This is a genomic window from Acetobacter nitrogenifigens DSM 23921 = NBRC 105050 (assembly GCF_000429165.1).
GTDB classification, from domain to species: domain Bacteria; phylum Pseudomonadota; class Alphaproteobacteria; order Acetobacterales; family Acetobacteraceae; genus Acetobacter; species Acetobacter nitrogenifigens.
Genome location: NZ_AUBI01000018.1, coordinates 1 through 13,295 on the forward strand (window position 1 = coordinate 1; position 13,295 = coordinate 13,295).

The 13,295-nt window shown below is 61.7% G+C and carries 13 protein-coding genes; 5 read left to right on the plus strand and 8 right to left on the minus strand.

The window, feature by feature from the left end; translation table 11 throughout:
- The 6 genes from G442_RS0115730 to G442_RS0115765 form a co-directional block, all read right to left on the minus strand.
- Nucleotides 1-279, minus strand: a 279-nt coding sequence (locus G442_RS0115730; RefSeq protein WP_246789493.1) for a transposase, incomplete at its 3' end; no start/stop codon positions are given.
- 251 nt (nucleotides 280-530) lie between these two features.
- Entirely contained in the window at nucleotides 531-683 is a 153-nt protein-coding gene (locus G442_RS25260; RefSeq protein WP_154660397.1) for a hypothetical protein, read from the minus strand.
- An 895-nt stretch (nucleotides 684-1,578) separates the two neighbouring features.
- Nucleotides 1,579-3,075, minus strand: a complete 1,497-nt coding sequence (locus G442_RS0115745; protein WP_026398760.1) for a YifB family Mg chelatase-like AAA ATPase — start codon at nucleotides 3,073-3,075, stop codon at nucleotides 1,579-1,581.
- Between the two features lie 31 nt (nucleotides 3,076-3,106).
- Nucleotides 3,107-4,360 carry a phosphoglycerate dehydrogenase gene (gene serA / locus G442_RS0115750; protein ID WP_026398761.1) on the minus strand — a complete coding sequence of 418 codons (1,254 nt, stop codon included), beginning with the start codon at nucleotides 4,358-4,360 and terminating at the stop codon, nucleotides 3,107-3,109.
- 214 nt (nucleotides 4,361-4,574) lie between these two features.
- Complete coding sequence (hisN, locus tag G442_RS0115760; protein WP_026398762.1) at nucleotides 4,575-5,372, minus strand: histidinol-phosphatase; 798 nt, start codon at nucleotides 5,370-5,372, stop codon at nucleotides 4,575-4,577.
- A gap of 43 nt (nucleotides 5,373-5,415) precedes the next feature.
- Complete coding sequence (locus G442_RS0115765) at nucleotides 5,416-5,892, minus strand: c-type cytochrome (RefSeq protein ID WP_264799951.1); 477 nt, start codon at nucleotides 5,890-5,892, stop codon at nucleotides 5,416-5,418.
- 176 nt (nucleotides 5,893-6,068) lie between these two features.
- On the opposite strand from G442_RS0115765, the gene G442_RS0115770 reads away from it, so the two are divergent.
- The 4 genes from G442_RS0115770 (at nucleotide 6,069) to smpB (ending at nucleotide 9,138) form a co-directional block, all read left to right on the plus strand.
- Entirely contained in the window at nucleotides 6,069-6,824 is a 756-nt protein-coding gene (locus tag G442_RS0115770; protein ID WP_026398764.1) for a 3-deoxy-manno-octulosonate cytidylyltransferase, read from the plus strand.
- Complete coding sequence (locus G442_RS0115775; RefSeq protein WP_026398765.1) at nucleotides 6,821-7,684, plus strand: prephenate dehydratase; 864 nt, start codon at nucleotides 6,821-6,823, stop codon at nucleotides 7,682-7,684. The genes G442_RS0115770 and G442_RS0115775 overlap by 4 nt, the downstream gene beginning before the upstream one ends.
- Before the next feature lie 63 nt (nucleotides 7,685-7,747).
- Entirely contained in the window at nucleotides 7,748-8,644 is an 897-nt protein-coding gene (gene dapA, locus G442_RS0115780) for a 4-hydroxy-tetrahydrodipicolinate synthase (RefSeq protein WP_026398766.1), read from the plus strand.
- A complete protein-coding gene (gene smpB, locus G442_RS0115785; protein WP_026398767.1) occupies nucleotides 8,644-9,138 on the plus strand; it encodes an SsrA-binding protein SmpB in 495 nt (164 codons plus the stop codon). The genes dapA and smpB overlap by 1 nt, the downstream gene beginning before the upstream one ends.
- 109 nt (nucleotides 9,139-9,247) lie before the next feature.
- On the opposite strand, the gene G442_RS26470 is transcribed toward smpB, so the two are convergent.
- A complete protein-coding gene (locus tag G442_RS26470; protein WP_026398768.1) occupies nucleotides 9,248-9,970 on the minus strand; it encodes a cold-shock protein in 723 nt (240 codons plus the stop codon).
- Nucleotides 9,971-10,375: 405 nt separating this feature from the next.
- Here G442_RS26470 and G442_RS0115800 point away from each other — a divergent pair, with 405 nt between their 5' ends.
- A complete protein-coding gene (locus tag G442_RS0115800) occupies nucleotides 10,376-11,422 on the plus strand; it encodes a lipid A deacylase LpxR family protein (protein WP_051292420.1) in 1,047 nt (348 codons plus the stop codon).
- Nucleotides 11,423-11,534: 112 nt separating this feature from the next.
- Here G442_RS0115800 and G442_RS22765 read toward each other — a convergent pair whose 3' ends face one another.
- Nucleotides 11,535-13,214 (minus strand): GGDEF domain-containing phosphodiesterase, encoded by a 1,680-nt coding sequence (locus G442_RS22765; protein ID WP_051292421.1) that lies wholly within the window; start codon nucleotides 13,212-13,214, stop codon nucleotides 11,535-11,537.
- Between the last annotated feature and the right edge of the window lie 81 nt (nucleotides 13,215-13,295).

Here is a 13,295-nt window from a genome sequence, read left to right on the forward strand (position 1 = left end):
GAAGACCAGACCTAAAGCCGAATCCTGACCCTTCGCCTGTTCAAACAGAGCCTGCCAGACGCCGAGCTTTGCCCAGCGGATGAAGAGTTGGGCTGCCGTCCACCAGGGGCCGAGTTCAGCAGGAATGGAGCGCCATTTCGCGCCGTTCTGATGGCGCCAGAAAATCGCTGACATGGTCCGTCGCAGATCGCGAGGCGGGGTTTTGCCTTTCGGACGAACCGTCTCGATCAGAGGTTCCCAGATCGACCATGCATCATCGGAAAATACAGACTGTATCATGCTCATGACAAAGAGCTATGCAGTGCGCTCCGTCTTTCAAGACCTAACAGGCCCTAGATAATTTGATGTCTGGGTCGCATGCCGTCGGTAATTTGTCGGAGCGTCCTGATATTTGAGTAATGATCGGACAATCTTGTGTTGAATTTAAATAAAAATGCAAAATTCGTTCGCACAAATATTGCGGTAAAAAATACACTTTACCTAATGGTGGGAGAAAATTCCCCCCCCCACCGTGCGGTCTTTGAGAAATTTCAGGAAGAAGTGTAGTCATCGCGGCAACTGCGACCAATGAAGATTGCGACAGCGACCTGCCCTGCTATGTTGAGAGACAGAGCGGTAAGCCATGCTCCCTCGATGCCAAGGAAGATATTCACAAGCATCAGACCAAGAATATAAAACCACATGACTATAATCCAAATTCATTCGCTGTCCTGTTCTTTGGGTATCAGCGAAATTGCGAATTGAATTTGATCTTGATCAACGAATGTCGCCAAATTGCAAAATTTTTTTGGCGCCGTTTTTTTCGCTCAGGTTGAGGCGATGTGAGTTTTCCAGTATTTTGAATCTGCTGGTTTTTGCATATAATTTTGTTGTGCAGATATATACTGCGTTTCGAATCGATCGCTATATCGAGGGCCGAATTATTGCCGTTGTGCGATATCGCAGTTATCCCGCCGCTCAATAACGAGGGGCGGAATTGAACGATCCTGCCTTCCCACGTAATTGAAAAGGCGACACAGCCTCCGCCGGATTGCTCTTTTAGATGCGTGGAATGGCTTCGTGGATCTATTGAACGGGCGAGATCGTTCCGTTTGGTCCCTGGGCAGCGTTGTCTTCCGGCCCGTTTGACGAGTGTCCGTCGTAACCAACATACAGCGGTGATTTCGTCGTCGCTTTTTCTGCTTGCGGCGTCGGTGTGGAGCACGCGGCCAAGGAGACCAGAGTAAGAGCGCCAATAGCTTTTATCATCTTTTCCTCTCGCTGTTTTTCTGTGTTTTTTTGACGGAAAGAAAGAGAAACGGCAAGTTTGGGCGTCCGAGGTCATTAAATGTTTTTGTGAAAATATTGAAATATTTGTATGTGCGCTAATAGGCGCACGCACCGTGGCTTTGGCGTTCGTTAATATGCAACGCAGTATGTATGCGAGGGCAGTCTCTCTGAAACGCCCTGTTTCAATTCACGCGGAGCGACCGCAAAACATGTGGGCATCGATAGTTAAAATATCATGGCGCGAAAATGCTCCCTGTAGGACAGCAGTGTTCAGATAGGCGTTCGAGATAGCTCATGCCGCCCGCACGGTCACAGCAGCGATGCGTGCCTCGGCCTGAGGCCGATCGCCTCCGTGACGTGTCGCGCTTCGATTAAGTCGCGGTCGTCAAGATCCGCTATGGTGCGGGCGACACGCAGCAGGCGCGTAAAGCCGCGCGCTGAGAGACGTAGCTTTCGCGCAGCGTCCTCCAGAACGCTTTTAGCCTCAGATGAGAGTTCGAAATCTTGAGTTGAGACCTCGGCGTTCCGAAGACCGTCTGTTCGTTTACTTTGGCGTGCCCGCGCGGTAACGACGCGGGCCGCGACGACTTCGGAGGATTCCCCGGACGGCGCTTGCATGAGGCTGAGGGGGCTCAACGGTTGCACGTCAACCCAAAGATCGATGCGGTCCAGAAGTGGCCCCGACAGGCGGGATAGGTAATCTTCCCCGCAGCGCGGCGCCTTCCGGCATTCGCGTGACGTGTCGCCCAGATATCCGCAGCGGCACGGGTTCATGGCGGCGATCAGTTGAAACCGCGCGGGGTACGTAATATGCGCGGCGGCGCGGGCGATGGTCGTTCGGCCCAACTCCAGCGGCTGACGCAAGGATTCGAGCGCCTGTCGGGAGAATTCCGGCAATTCATCCAGAAATAACACGCCCCGATGCGCCAGGCTGACCTCGCCTGGCTTCGCGCGGGCGCCGCCGCCGATCAGCGCAGGCTGCGTGGCGGAATGATGCGGGTCGCGAAACGGCGGCCGCAACAGAGGACGTCCATCCGTCAGCAGCCCGGCGGCGCTGTAGATGCGGGTGACCTCAAGCGTCTCTTCCTTTGAAAGAGGCGGCAGCAATCCGGGTAGACGGGACGCGAGCATCGACTTGCCGGAGCCGGGCGGCCCGGACATCAACATCGAATGACCGCCCGCGGCGGCGATTTCCAGTGCTCGCCGGGCGACGGCCATGCCCTTCACGTCAGCAAGGTCAGGACCGATCGGCGCTTCGTCCTCCAGCGAGGGGAGAGCCGGCTGGGAGAGAACCTGCACACCACGAAAATGGTTGACCAGCGACACCAGATCAGGGGCGGCCAGAATGTCGATATCGCCGCCGAAAACCGCCTCCGTTGCCTGCGCAGCGGGGCATATTAGCCCCAGTTTCAGCGCTGCGGCCGAGATCGAAGCGGACAAGACGCCAGCGACCCTGTTCAAGCCGCCATCGAGCGACAACTCGCCAAGCACGGCGTAACGGCCGAGTTCCTCTATGGGGAGGACTTCCATCGCCGCCAGCACGGCGAGCGCGATGGGAAGATCGAAATGCGATCCTTCCTTCAGCAAATCGGCAGGGACGAGGTTGATGAGGATACGTTTTGGCGGCAGCGCCAGCCCCATGGACGTCAGGGCCGCGCGCACGCGTTCCCGCGCTTCGCCGACGGCCTTGTCAGGCAGGCCAACGATTAGAAACGCAGGGAGACCGCTTGCGATCTGGACTTCCACCCAGACCGGAGCGGCCTCTATGCCCAAGAAAGCGAAACTGCGGACCCGGGCGTTGATCATGGACCGGACGAGACCTCGGCTACAGCGTCGTTCAGCGGCCCTGGTAGAGCAGGCGGGCGCGAATGGAGCCATCCAGCTCGCGCAGTTGATCGAGCAGGCGATGGTCCTTGTCGTGATCGCCGCCCGTGTCGGCTTCGACCACAACGTAGCCAAGCTCGCCGTCCGTCTGAAGATACTGCGCAGTGATGTTGCAGCCTTCGCGAGAGAAAATCTCGTTGATGCGCGACAGGATGCCCGGAACGTTGTGATGGACATGCATGAAGCGCGTGCCGCGCGGGCTCTGAGGCAGCTGCACGCTCGGGAAATTCACAGCGCCCAGCGTGGAGCCAATGTCGGAGTAATCGACGAACTTGCGAGCGACTTCGACGCCGATCCGCTCCTGCGCCTCGGCGGTGGAGCCGCCGATGTGTGGAGAGAGAATGACGTTATCGAGTCCCTGCAGCGGAGAGACGAAGCGCTCGCCCGCAGCTTTCGGCTCCTTGGGGAACACGTCGATGGCTGCGCCGAGCAGATGTCCGGATTTCAGCGCGTCGGCGGCGGCGTCGAGGTCGACGACGTTGCCGCGGGCGTTGTTGATCAGGAAGGAGCCCGGCTTCATCGCACGAATCTGCTCGGCGCCGATCATGTTCGCCGTTCCGGGGAGCTGCGGAACATGAAGGCTGACCACGTCGCTTTCGGCCAGCATCGCCTCAAGGGAGTTGGCGGGAGAGGCGTTGCCGTGACCCAGCTTGTCGATCACGTCGTAGTAGATGACGCGCATGCCGAACGCCTCAGCCAGCACTGAAAGCTGCGAGCCGATCGATCCATAACCGACAATGCCAAGAGTCTTGCCGCGCACTTCCCAGCTGTTGGTCGCGGATTTGTCCCACTGTCCGTCGTGGCAGCCGACCGAGCGGGGGAAGATGCGGCGCATCAGCATCACGATCTCGCCCATGACCAGTTCGGCGACGGAGCGGGTGTTGCTGAACGGGGCGTTGAACACTGGGATGCCCCGTTCCTGCGCGGCCTTCAGGTCGACCTGATTGGTGCCGATGCAGAAGCAGCCGATGGCGATCAGACGGTCCGCCGCGTCGATGACTTCACGCGTGAGCTGCGTGCGCGAGCGGATGCCGACGAGATGCACGCCTTCAAGTGCGCGTTGCAGCGCTTCGCCCTCAAGCGCGCCCTTGTGGCGGACGACGTTCTCGTAGCCGCTGGCTTTCAGCAGCGCCACGGCGCTGTCGTGCACGCCTTCAAGAAGGAGAATGCGAATCTTGTCCTTGGAGAGGGACAGTTGAGAATTCATTCGGTTAGCTCGCGGCAGTTGCGCAGATCCGGGCCACGATCCGTCTGGCGGGCGGCGTTGGCGCGAAGGCGACCGCTAAGCCTTCATCGCGCATATCCGTCCGGCGCGCGGCGGCCGTCGGGATGACGGGAAGCGGCGGGGCCGCCGCCATAGCACGTTTCAGTGCGTGCTGGAAATCATGGCGGTTCCGTCAGGGTTGCGTCCGGCGCGCGGTTCAGGCTCGAAGGCTTTCGATCGCCGAGTCGAGCAACGTCGCGTCGCCGACGGCGAGCACTGTGCCGTCTCCGGCGTCCGAGAGCGGCGCGCCGTTCCAATCGGTCACCCGTCCCCCGGCGCCTTCAACCACCGGGATCAGCGCGGCCCAATCCCATGGTTTCATCGCGCACTCAGCGATGACGTCGATATGCCCCATAGCCAGCAGGCCATAGCTGTAGCAATCGCCGCCCCAGCTTGCGCGCTTGACCTGCTTTTTCAACCCGTCCCAACCCGGTCGAGGAGCGAGATCCAGCATTTCGGGAGAGGTGCAGGAAAGATCGGCGTCGGCCAGCGTCGGGCAGGCGCGAGCGGAAATCGTCCGCCCGACGTCGGACGCGCCCTTTCGAAACTGCGTCTGGCGGCCGGTTACGCCTGTCCAGCGTTCACCTGTCACGGGTTGGTCGATGATCCCGATCAGCGGCTCCCCTTCGTGCAGCAACGCGATCAGCGTGCCGAAGCTGGGGCGGCCGGTAATGAAGGCGCGTGTCCCGTCGATGGGGTCCAGAGTCCAGCGATAGCCGCTGGTGCCGCTCTGCAGACCGAACTCCTCGCCGAGAACCGCGTGATCGGGATGACGTTCGGCAAGCATCGCGCGCATCACACGTTCGGCCATGCGATCGGCGATGGTGACGGGGCTTTCGTCCGCCTTGTCGAGCGTCGTGATCGGGGAGCGGAAATAGGGGCAGATGACGGCGCCGGCGACATCGGCAAGCGCATGGGCTGTTTCGACGAGGCGGTCGAGATCGTGAAGCGTCATGAGCGATCCTGTTGCAAGTCTGGCCACGTCCGTAAGCGCGGTTTCACGGCGTCGGGGCGGGGTGGAGAGTTTTGAGCCACGCGATAATGTCGGCCCGATCGTTGGGGTCGGGCACTCCGGACAGGGACATTCGCGTGCCGGGAGCGAAGGCGAAGGGATTGCTGAGCCACTCGCCAAGGCGCGCGTCGTCCCAGGTTTCACCGCGATGTGCGCTCAGGGCGGCGGAATAGGAATATCCCGCCCGGCTTGCCACTCCGCGCCCGATGACGCCCGCCAGAGCGGGGCCGACGGCGTCATGGCCGTCCGGCAAAAGTTCATGACAGGTCGAGCAGATACGCGTGGCCAGAATTGCGCCATGCGCCACGCTGATCGGGCGCGGCAGGGCGTCGCCGTCTGTTTTTTCCGGGATGTCGAACGCCGGGCGTGGAGGCGGCGCATAGGGTATGGTCCATGACCCGCACAGCCACGCGGTGGCGACCGCCACGCATGTGATGAGGATCGCCGTGGCGATACGGTTCAAGGTCGAAAAATCCATGCTCACCCTGAGGCGGTCGTCGCGCAAAAGCGCGGGGCAGGGCGGCGCCAGACCGCGGTTGCGTCGATCAGCCGTCTTTTCTAGAGTGCGCGCCGCTTCATGTGAAGCGGTCGGCGGCGCTTTCGCCGTCGTGCGTGCTTCCGGGTTCCGTTCCGTCGATGATGTCGCCTCTCATAGTGATTCCGGCCCGCATGGCCTCAACCCGACTTCCCGGCAAGCCGTTGGCGGATATTGGCGGTCGGCCGATGATTCTCCATGTGCTGGAGCGGGCTCTCGCGTCGGGGGTGGGGCGCGTCGTGGTCGCCGCTGCTGACGAGGAGATCGTGGCCTGCGTGCGCAACGCAGGAGGGGAGGTCGTGCTGACCGACCCCGAATTGCCCTCGGGCTCGGACCGCGCGCACGCGGCTGCGGAACTTCTGGATCCCGAACGACGACATAAGGTCGTCGTCAATCTGCAGGGCGATTTGCCGGGGCTCGATCCACAATCGCTCCGTGCGGTGCTGGCGCCGCTTTCTGACGACGCCATATCCATAGGAACGCTCGTGGCGCCGATTCACGATGCGGAAGAAGCCGCAGCGGATTCTGTCGTAAAGGTCGCCTGCGCCTTTCAGGATAATGGCGTCGCGGGAACGGACGCGGTGGCGCGCGCGCTATATTTTTCCCGTGTGGCCATTCCCTGGGGCGCCGGGCCGCTCTGGCACCATGTAGGCGTTTACGCCTGGCGTCGCGACGCGCTCGAGCGTTTTGTCGCGCTGCCGGAGTCCATTCTGGAACGACGCGAAAAGCTGGAGCAGTTACGCGCACTGGAGGCCGGGATGGCGATCGGATGCGCGCGCATTCCTGTGGCTCCGTTTGGGGTGGATACGCCCGACGACCTCGCTCGTGCGAGGCGCATGATTGAAAGAGCAAGTGCATGACGACCGGCGCATCCCACACGATCGCATTTCAGGGGCGACCCGGCGCTTACTCCGATCTCGCATGCCGCAAGGCGTATCCCGGTTGGACGACGCTGCCCTGCGAAACGTTCGCCGACGCCATCGCTGCGGTGAATGACGGGCGCGCCGCGCTGGGCATGTTGGCCTGCGAGAACAGCCTCGCCGGGCGGGTGCCCGATATCCACGCTCTGCTGCCCGATTCCGGGCTGCATATCGTGGGAGAGCACTTCCAGCGTGTGGAGCATTGCCTGATCGGCGTGCCCGGCGCGCGGATTGAACAGGCGAAGCGGGTCCATACGCACACGGTCGCCCTCGGCCAGATCAGGGGGCTGGTGCAGGAACTGGGACTGACCCCCGTCGTTGAGTTCGACACTGCGGGCGCTGCTGAGCTGGTGGCGCAGTGGGGGCGGCCGGAGGATGTCGCTGTCGCTTCTGAACTGGCGGCTGAGTTAAACGGGCTGACTATCCTGCGTCGCAACGTCGAGGACGCCGCACATAACACCACCCGTTTCTACGTGACGTCACGCGACCCGCAGGCGGCGCCGTCCGAGGCGGCGATGATGACCACCGTGCTTTTCGGGGTGCGAAACGTGCCCGGCGCACTCTACAAGGTGCTCGGCGGTTTCGCCACGAACGGCGTCAATATGACCCGCCTTGAAAGCTACATGACTGGCGGTTCCTTCGCTGCGACGCAGTTTCTGCTGGACGTTGAGGGAAAACCCGACGATCCGGGGCTTAAACGGGCGCTCGCGGAGCTGGAGTTCTTCGCCGAACGCTTTCGGATACTGGGCGTCTATCCCCAGTCCCCCTTTCGGTTCGAAGCGCGCAACGTAGCGGCCTGAAAGGGCCAAAGTCATTCAATGCGACGGCTGGCGCCGTCCAGCCTGAACGCAAGAAGAAGACCAATGACAGACATTATGTTTCAAGGGTCGTTTACGGCCCTGATTACCCCGATGAACCCCGACGGTTCTATTGATCTCGCCGCGTTCGACAGGTTCGTCGAATGGCAGATCGCAGAGGGAAGCGACGGTCTGGTTCCTGTAGGCACCACAGGGGAGAGTCCTACCCTGTCGCATGAAGAGCACCATGATATCGTCGAGCGGACCGTCCGCATTTCTGCGGGACGCGTGCCGGTCATCGCGGGCGCTGGCTCCAACAGCACGGCCGAGGCGATCGATCTCGCGAAGCACGCGCAGGCCGCCGGCGCCTCGGCTGCGCTGGTCGTGACGCCGTACTACAACAAGCCGACGCAAGAGGGACTCTACCGACATTTCTCGGCGATCGCCGATGCGGTCGAGATTCCTGTCGTTCTTTATAATATCCCCGGTCGTTCTGTCGTGGACATCAGCGTCGAAACGATGACGCGCCTTGCGGCGAACGCCAATATCATCGGCGTGAAGGATGCGACGGCCAATCTGCTGCGCCCTCTTCAGGTGCGTCGGGCGATACGTAACAAGCGGTTCAATCAGTTGTCGGGGGAAGACGGAACTGCGGTGTCGTTCCTCGCCGCCGGAGGGGACGGGTGCATCAGCGTGACTTCCAACATCGCGCCCGCCCTGTGCGCTCGGGTGCAAAAGGCGTGGCGTGACGGGAGAGCGTCCGAGGCGCAGGAGCTTCAGGACCGTCTGTTGCCGCTACATGACGCTCTGTTCTGCGAGAGCAACCCTGCGCCTGCAAAATACGCCGCGTCGCTCCTTGGGTTGGCGGGCGAGACCTGCCGCTTGCCGCTCGCGCCCCTGTCGGAGGCGGCGCGCGCGACGGTGAAAGCGGCGCTCGTCGAGGTCGGACTGCTCGACCGATAATGGCGACGCCCAAAAAAAAGAGCGGCATGATCTCGCATGGCATTGCCGCGCAGAACCGCAAGGGCCGCTTCAATTACACCATTTTGGAGACCTTTGAGGCTGGACTGGTTCTCAAGGGGCCGGAGGTCAAAAGCCTGCGGCTGGGGCGCGCGACGATTACCGAGGCGTATGCGGTCGAGCGTAATGGCGAGCTATGGCTGCTGAACTGCTTCATCCCTGAGTATCAGGGGGGCGTGTTGTCGCGCTTCGACAGCCGCGCGCCGCGTAAGTTGTTGCTGAACAAAAAGCAGCTGAATCATCTGCTCGGCGCCGTCGCGCGCGATGGCGCGTCTTTGGTCCCGCTCGACATTCACTTCAACGATCGCGGTCTGGCCAAGCTCACGCTGGGATTGGGCGAGGGACGCAAGAACGTGGACAAACGCCGGGCGATTGCGGACCGTGACTGGCAACGAGACAAGGCGCGTCTGATACGAAGCAAGGGCAAGGAATATTGAGCTGACGTCTGCCCGTCAGATATGAAAAAGCCCCGCGCTCCATATGGAGCGCGGGGCTTTTTGCATGAAGTGGAATGCGCCCCCGCAGGGAGGGCGCGTCCTCTTGTCTTCAGTCGACCGAAACGGCTGCTGCTTCAGGACCCTTCTGGCCCTGCACAACCTTCACGTTGGTGGTCTGACCTTCGTTGAGGCTGGCGATGCCAGAACGCTCAAGAGCCGAAGCGTGGACGAAGATGTCCTTGCCACCGGATTCCGGAGTGATGAAGCCGAAGCCCTTCGTGGCGTTGTACCACTTGACCACGCCACGGATGTCTTCAGCGGAAGAGAGATCCGGAGCCGGACGCGGGGCGCGACCCCCGCCGAAACCACCGCTACGCGGTGCGCCGAAGCCACCGCCAGCCGGGCTGCGCGGACGCTCAGGCTGCGCCGTGCTCTCGTCAACCGAGATCACTTCCGCAACCTGACGACCCTTCGGGCCCTGCCCAATGCGAACGCTCAGCGTCGCGCCGGGGCTGACGCTGTCATGGCCAGCCTGCGAAAGGGCGTTGGCGTGCAGGAAAACATCTCCCGAACCATCGGACAGCTCGACAAAGCCGAAGCCCTTCTCGCCGTTGAACCACTTGACGGTGGCGTCGATTTCGGGGCCGGAGGGAATTACCTGCGGGCTGGAAGGACGGCGCGGAGCATATCCGCCGCCACCACCACCGCCAGCGCCACCGTAGGGGGAGCTGTTGCCGCGATCCCCGTACGACGGGGGCGAGCTCATGAAATCGTCATCATATCCGCCGCGGCGGGGAGAGCGGGAGCTGCGGTCGGTCCTGTTACTTCTCAACGGTCTTGATCCCGAGGTCTGGCTTGGCGATAGAAGTCGCCTTGTGAAATAATTCCGGATCGAGAGAGGCTGCCTGTGTGCAGACGGCCGTCGCGACTTGCATGACCTCAGGGTCGTGCGGTCCGGCGCCCGGAACCTCAGTTGAATAGGCAGGCTTCGGGCTTGCACACCAAAGCATAAGGTCACGGCAAAAAGCTACTGCCTTTTTGCCGCGAAGGTCCGGTGGAAAGGTGAATTTCTTGCAATCTGTGAGCTCTGAAGACAGAAATTGCGGCGGTGCGGTTTCGGCGCGAGACGTTCCTGCGGTTGGATACGCTACTTTCTAAGCCCCCATAATTGCCGTAGTAACGGCGATACAAAGCCGGGACGACCTTCGACGCGGCGTAGAGACGGAGCACGAGCCCGATGCGGCAGGACAGGAAAAAAGAAGCAGGCGGCTATCGCTGGCGCCTCACCGCCGCCTTCGGGACGCTGGCCTCCGGCCTGCTGACGGTTTCCCACGCTGGCGCGACGCCGCTCCAGGACAAGCAGGGCACGTGGACCTTGCAGGGCGAAAACGACGCTGTCTCTACGCTGAAAGGCACGTCTGACCAGTATTACACCAGCGGCCTGCGTCTGAACTGGACGTCCGGCACAGATAATCTTCCTGCGCCATTCGCGACAGTGAACCGCGCTATTCTGGGCGAGGGGATGCAGCGGATCAGCATAGGTGTGCAGCAGCTGATCTTTACGCCTCACGATACGCAGATCGCGACGCCTTCGCCGCGTGATCGGCCGTATTCCAGCCTGTTGCTGGGCACGATCAACCTCATCAACGATACGGACCTGTCGCGCAGCACGTTCGGCATCCAGTTCGGCGTGATGGGGCCTGCCGGGTTGGGCAGGCAGTTGCAGAACGGCTTCCACAGCGCGATCGGCGACACGAAAAATCTCGGCTGGAGCCATCAGCTCGCGAATCAGCCGATCTTTCAGGTGCAGGGCGGCCGCATCTGGCGTCTGCCACTGGCCACCATTGGTGGCAGGAACGGCATTTCGTTCGACATGCTGCCGAACGTGAACGCCGCGGTGGGTGATTACCGTATCGTCGGCGAACTGGCCGATACGTTGCGAATCGGTCAGGGCCTCGATAGCGACTTCGGCACGCCTACGATCAGTCCGGGCACGGACGGCACTGACGCCTATAAGGCGACTCGACCGTTTGCGTGGTACGCGTTCGGCGGCGTAAGCGGCGACGCGGTCGGGTATGACGCTTCGCTGCAGGGCAACACGATGCGCAGCAATTCGCCTCACGTGGCCAAGAAGTGGGACGTGGGTGAAATTCATGCTGGCCTGGCGGTCATGTTTTATGGGCTGCGTGTTTCGTATAGCCAGGTCTGGCAGACGCAGCAGTTCAAGACGGCGCGGAGCGGGCTCTTCAACTACGGTTCGCTTATGGTTTCGGCGAAATTCTGAAAAGATAGAGGCGGTTTGAATCCCAGGCCGCCTCAGATCGCGTTGACGCGCCTGAAAAACGGCGCCCGACCGCGGGGAGCTTCACGGTCGTAAGGCGCGCGGATGCTCCTTGTCAGGTGGCGCGAGAAATCGGCAATTCGATGGTTGGGCGACCGATCAGATAGCCCTGAATTTCCTCGCATCCGTGGGCGTCGAGAAAGCCGAGCTGCTCCTCAGTCTCCACGCCTTCCGCGCAGCACGTCATGTTCAGTGAGTGAATCATGTGCAGCATTGATCGCAGGACAGTCTCTACCCTGCTGTCGCTGCCCAGCCGCGTGATGAACATTCGGTCAAGTTTCACCTGATCGAACGGGTAGTTGGTCAGTCGCTCCAGGGCTCCGATGCCGGTGCCGAAATCATCCAGAACCAGCCTGACCCCCATGGCGCGGATGCGGGCGAGTTCCTTGCGTGCGCTGTCAGGGGGGCCGAAGCGACTGCGTTCGGAGAGTTCGATCTGAAGTCGTGCGGGGTCGAGGCCAGCGCGTTGCAGCGCATCAGAGATCGTGGAGGCGACCCGTTCTGTTTCGAGCCACGACGGCGAGACGTTGATGCTGACGCCGAGCGCGGTTTCCCACGCGTTGGCCTGGGCGCAGGCTTCACGAAGCACCCAGCGATCTATTTCTTCGATAAGTCCTGCATTCTCCGCGCAGAGAAGGAAGGCCGCAGGATCTATCGGTCCGTGTCCGGGTCTGTTCCAACGCACGAGCGCCTCAAACGCGACGACTGCCTGGGTGCTCGTCTCCAGCACGGGAAGCCAGTTGAGGGTGAAGCTTCCGATCTCGATGGCCTGCCGAAGATCGTTTTCCATACCGATCTGTTCTGCGTGGAAGCGCGCGATTTCCGGAGCTATGCGGTTCACGCGCGGCCCTGCATGCATGCCGCGGATACGTGCGAGGGCGGCGTTGGCGAAGCCTATCAGAGTGTCAGCTTCGGGCGCGTCAAACGGATAGGCGGCCCAGCCGATATAGGGGTCGAAAGGGAAGCCGAGGGTCTGGATTTCAGACTGGGCGCTCAGCTTTTCCACGATCTCTCCGGCAAGGCGGGCGGCCTCGTTGATGTCGTGCTCTAGCGGCAGAATGATCGCGAAACTGCCGCCGCCGAGGTGGACGGTGAAGCATGGCTCCGGCGCTGTTTCGGCGAGAATTGCGCTGGCGCGGTTGATCAGGGTGTCCGATTTCGGCCAACCGTCGCTATCATTGGTAGGGCCGACGCGTCCGAGATCAAGGCGAAGCAGGGCGATCGGAGAAGTCGGGGAGAGGCCGGCGCCCGCCATCCGTGCATCCAGATAATGCGTAAGGGCGACTATTCCTGTGGGCGCGTGGTCTGTTTCACGTTTGGGGGCGGCGTCGCCCGACATGACGTCGCCCATGGATGCGAGGCGCGTCAGTGTCCGTTCTGGAAATGGTCTGGAGGTGCGGTTGAGGCAGACCAAAAGCGGCCCGTCTTTCGCGCCCTCGTCAAGAGACTTGACCAGCCACGTATTGAATCCGCCTTCCGGCGTGTCGAAAACGCCTGACGTCGCGTCGATGTTCGCGCCATCCGAGCCAGAGGCCGTTTCGATCGCAGTCATGATTCGCGTCAGATCGACGCCTGGCGCGTTGGCGGCCGCGACGATGGCTGTCTGGGAGGCGCGGGAGCGTCCGCGCGCTACGATAATCGTTGCGTCGCAGGGCAATAGCCGGGCGACCGACTGGGCCAACGCGTTGAGGTCGGGTTCCTGCTGCGCGTCGGGCGCGGCGGTCTGGTGACGCATTTTGTAATTCTACGCTTTCAGGCCGGTAAGACCGGATCGCTCTCTACAGGACGCAAAGTGCGCGGCGATCGTCCCCACGGT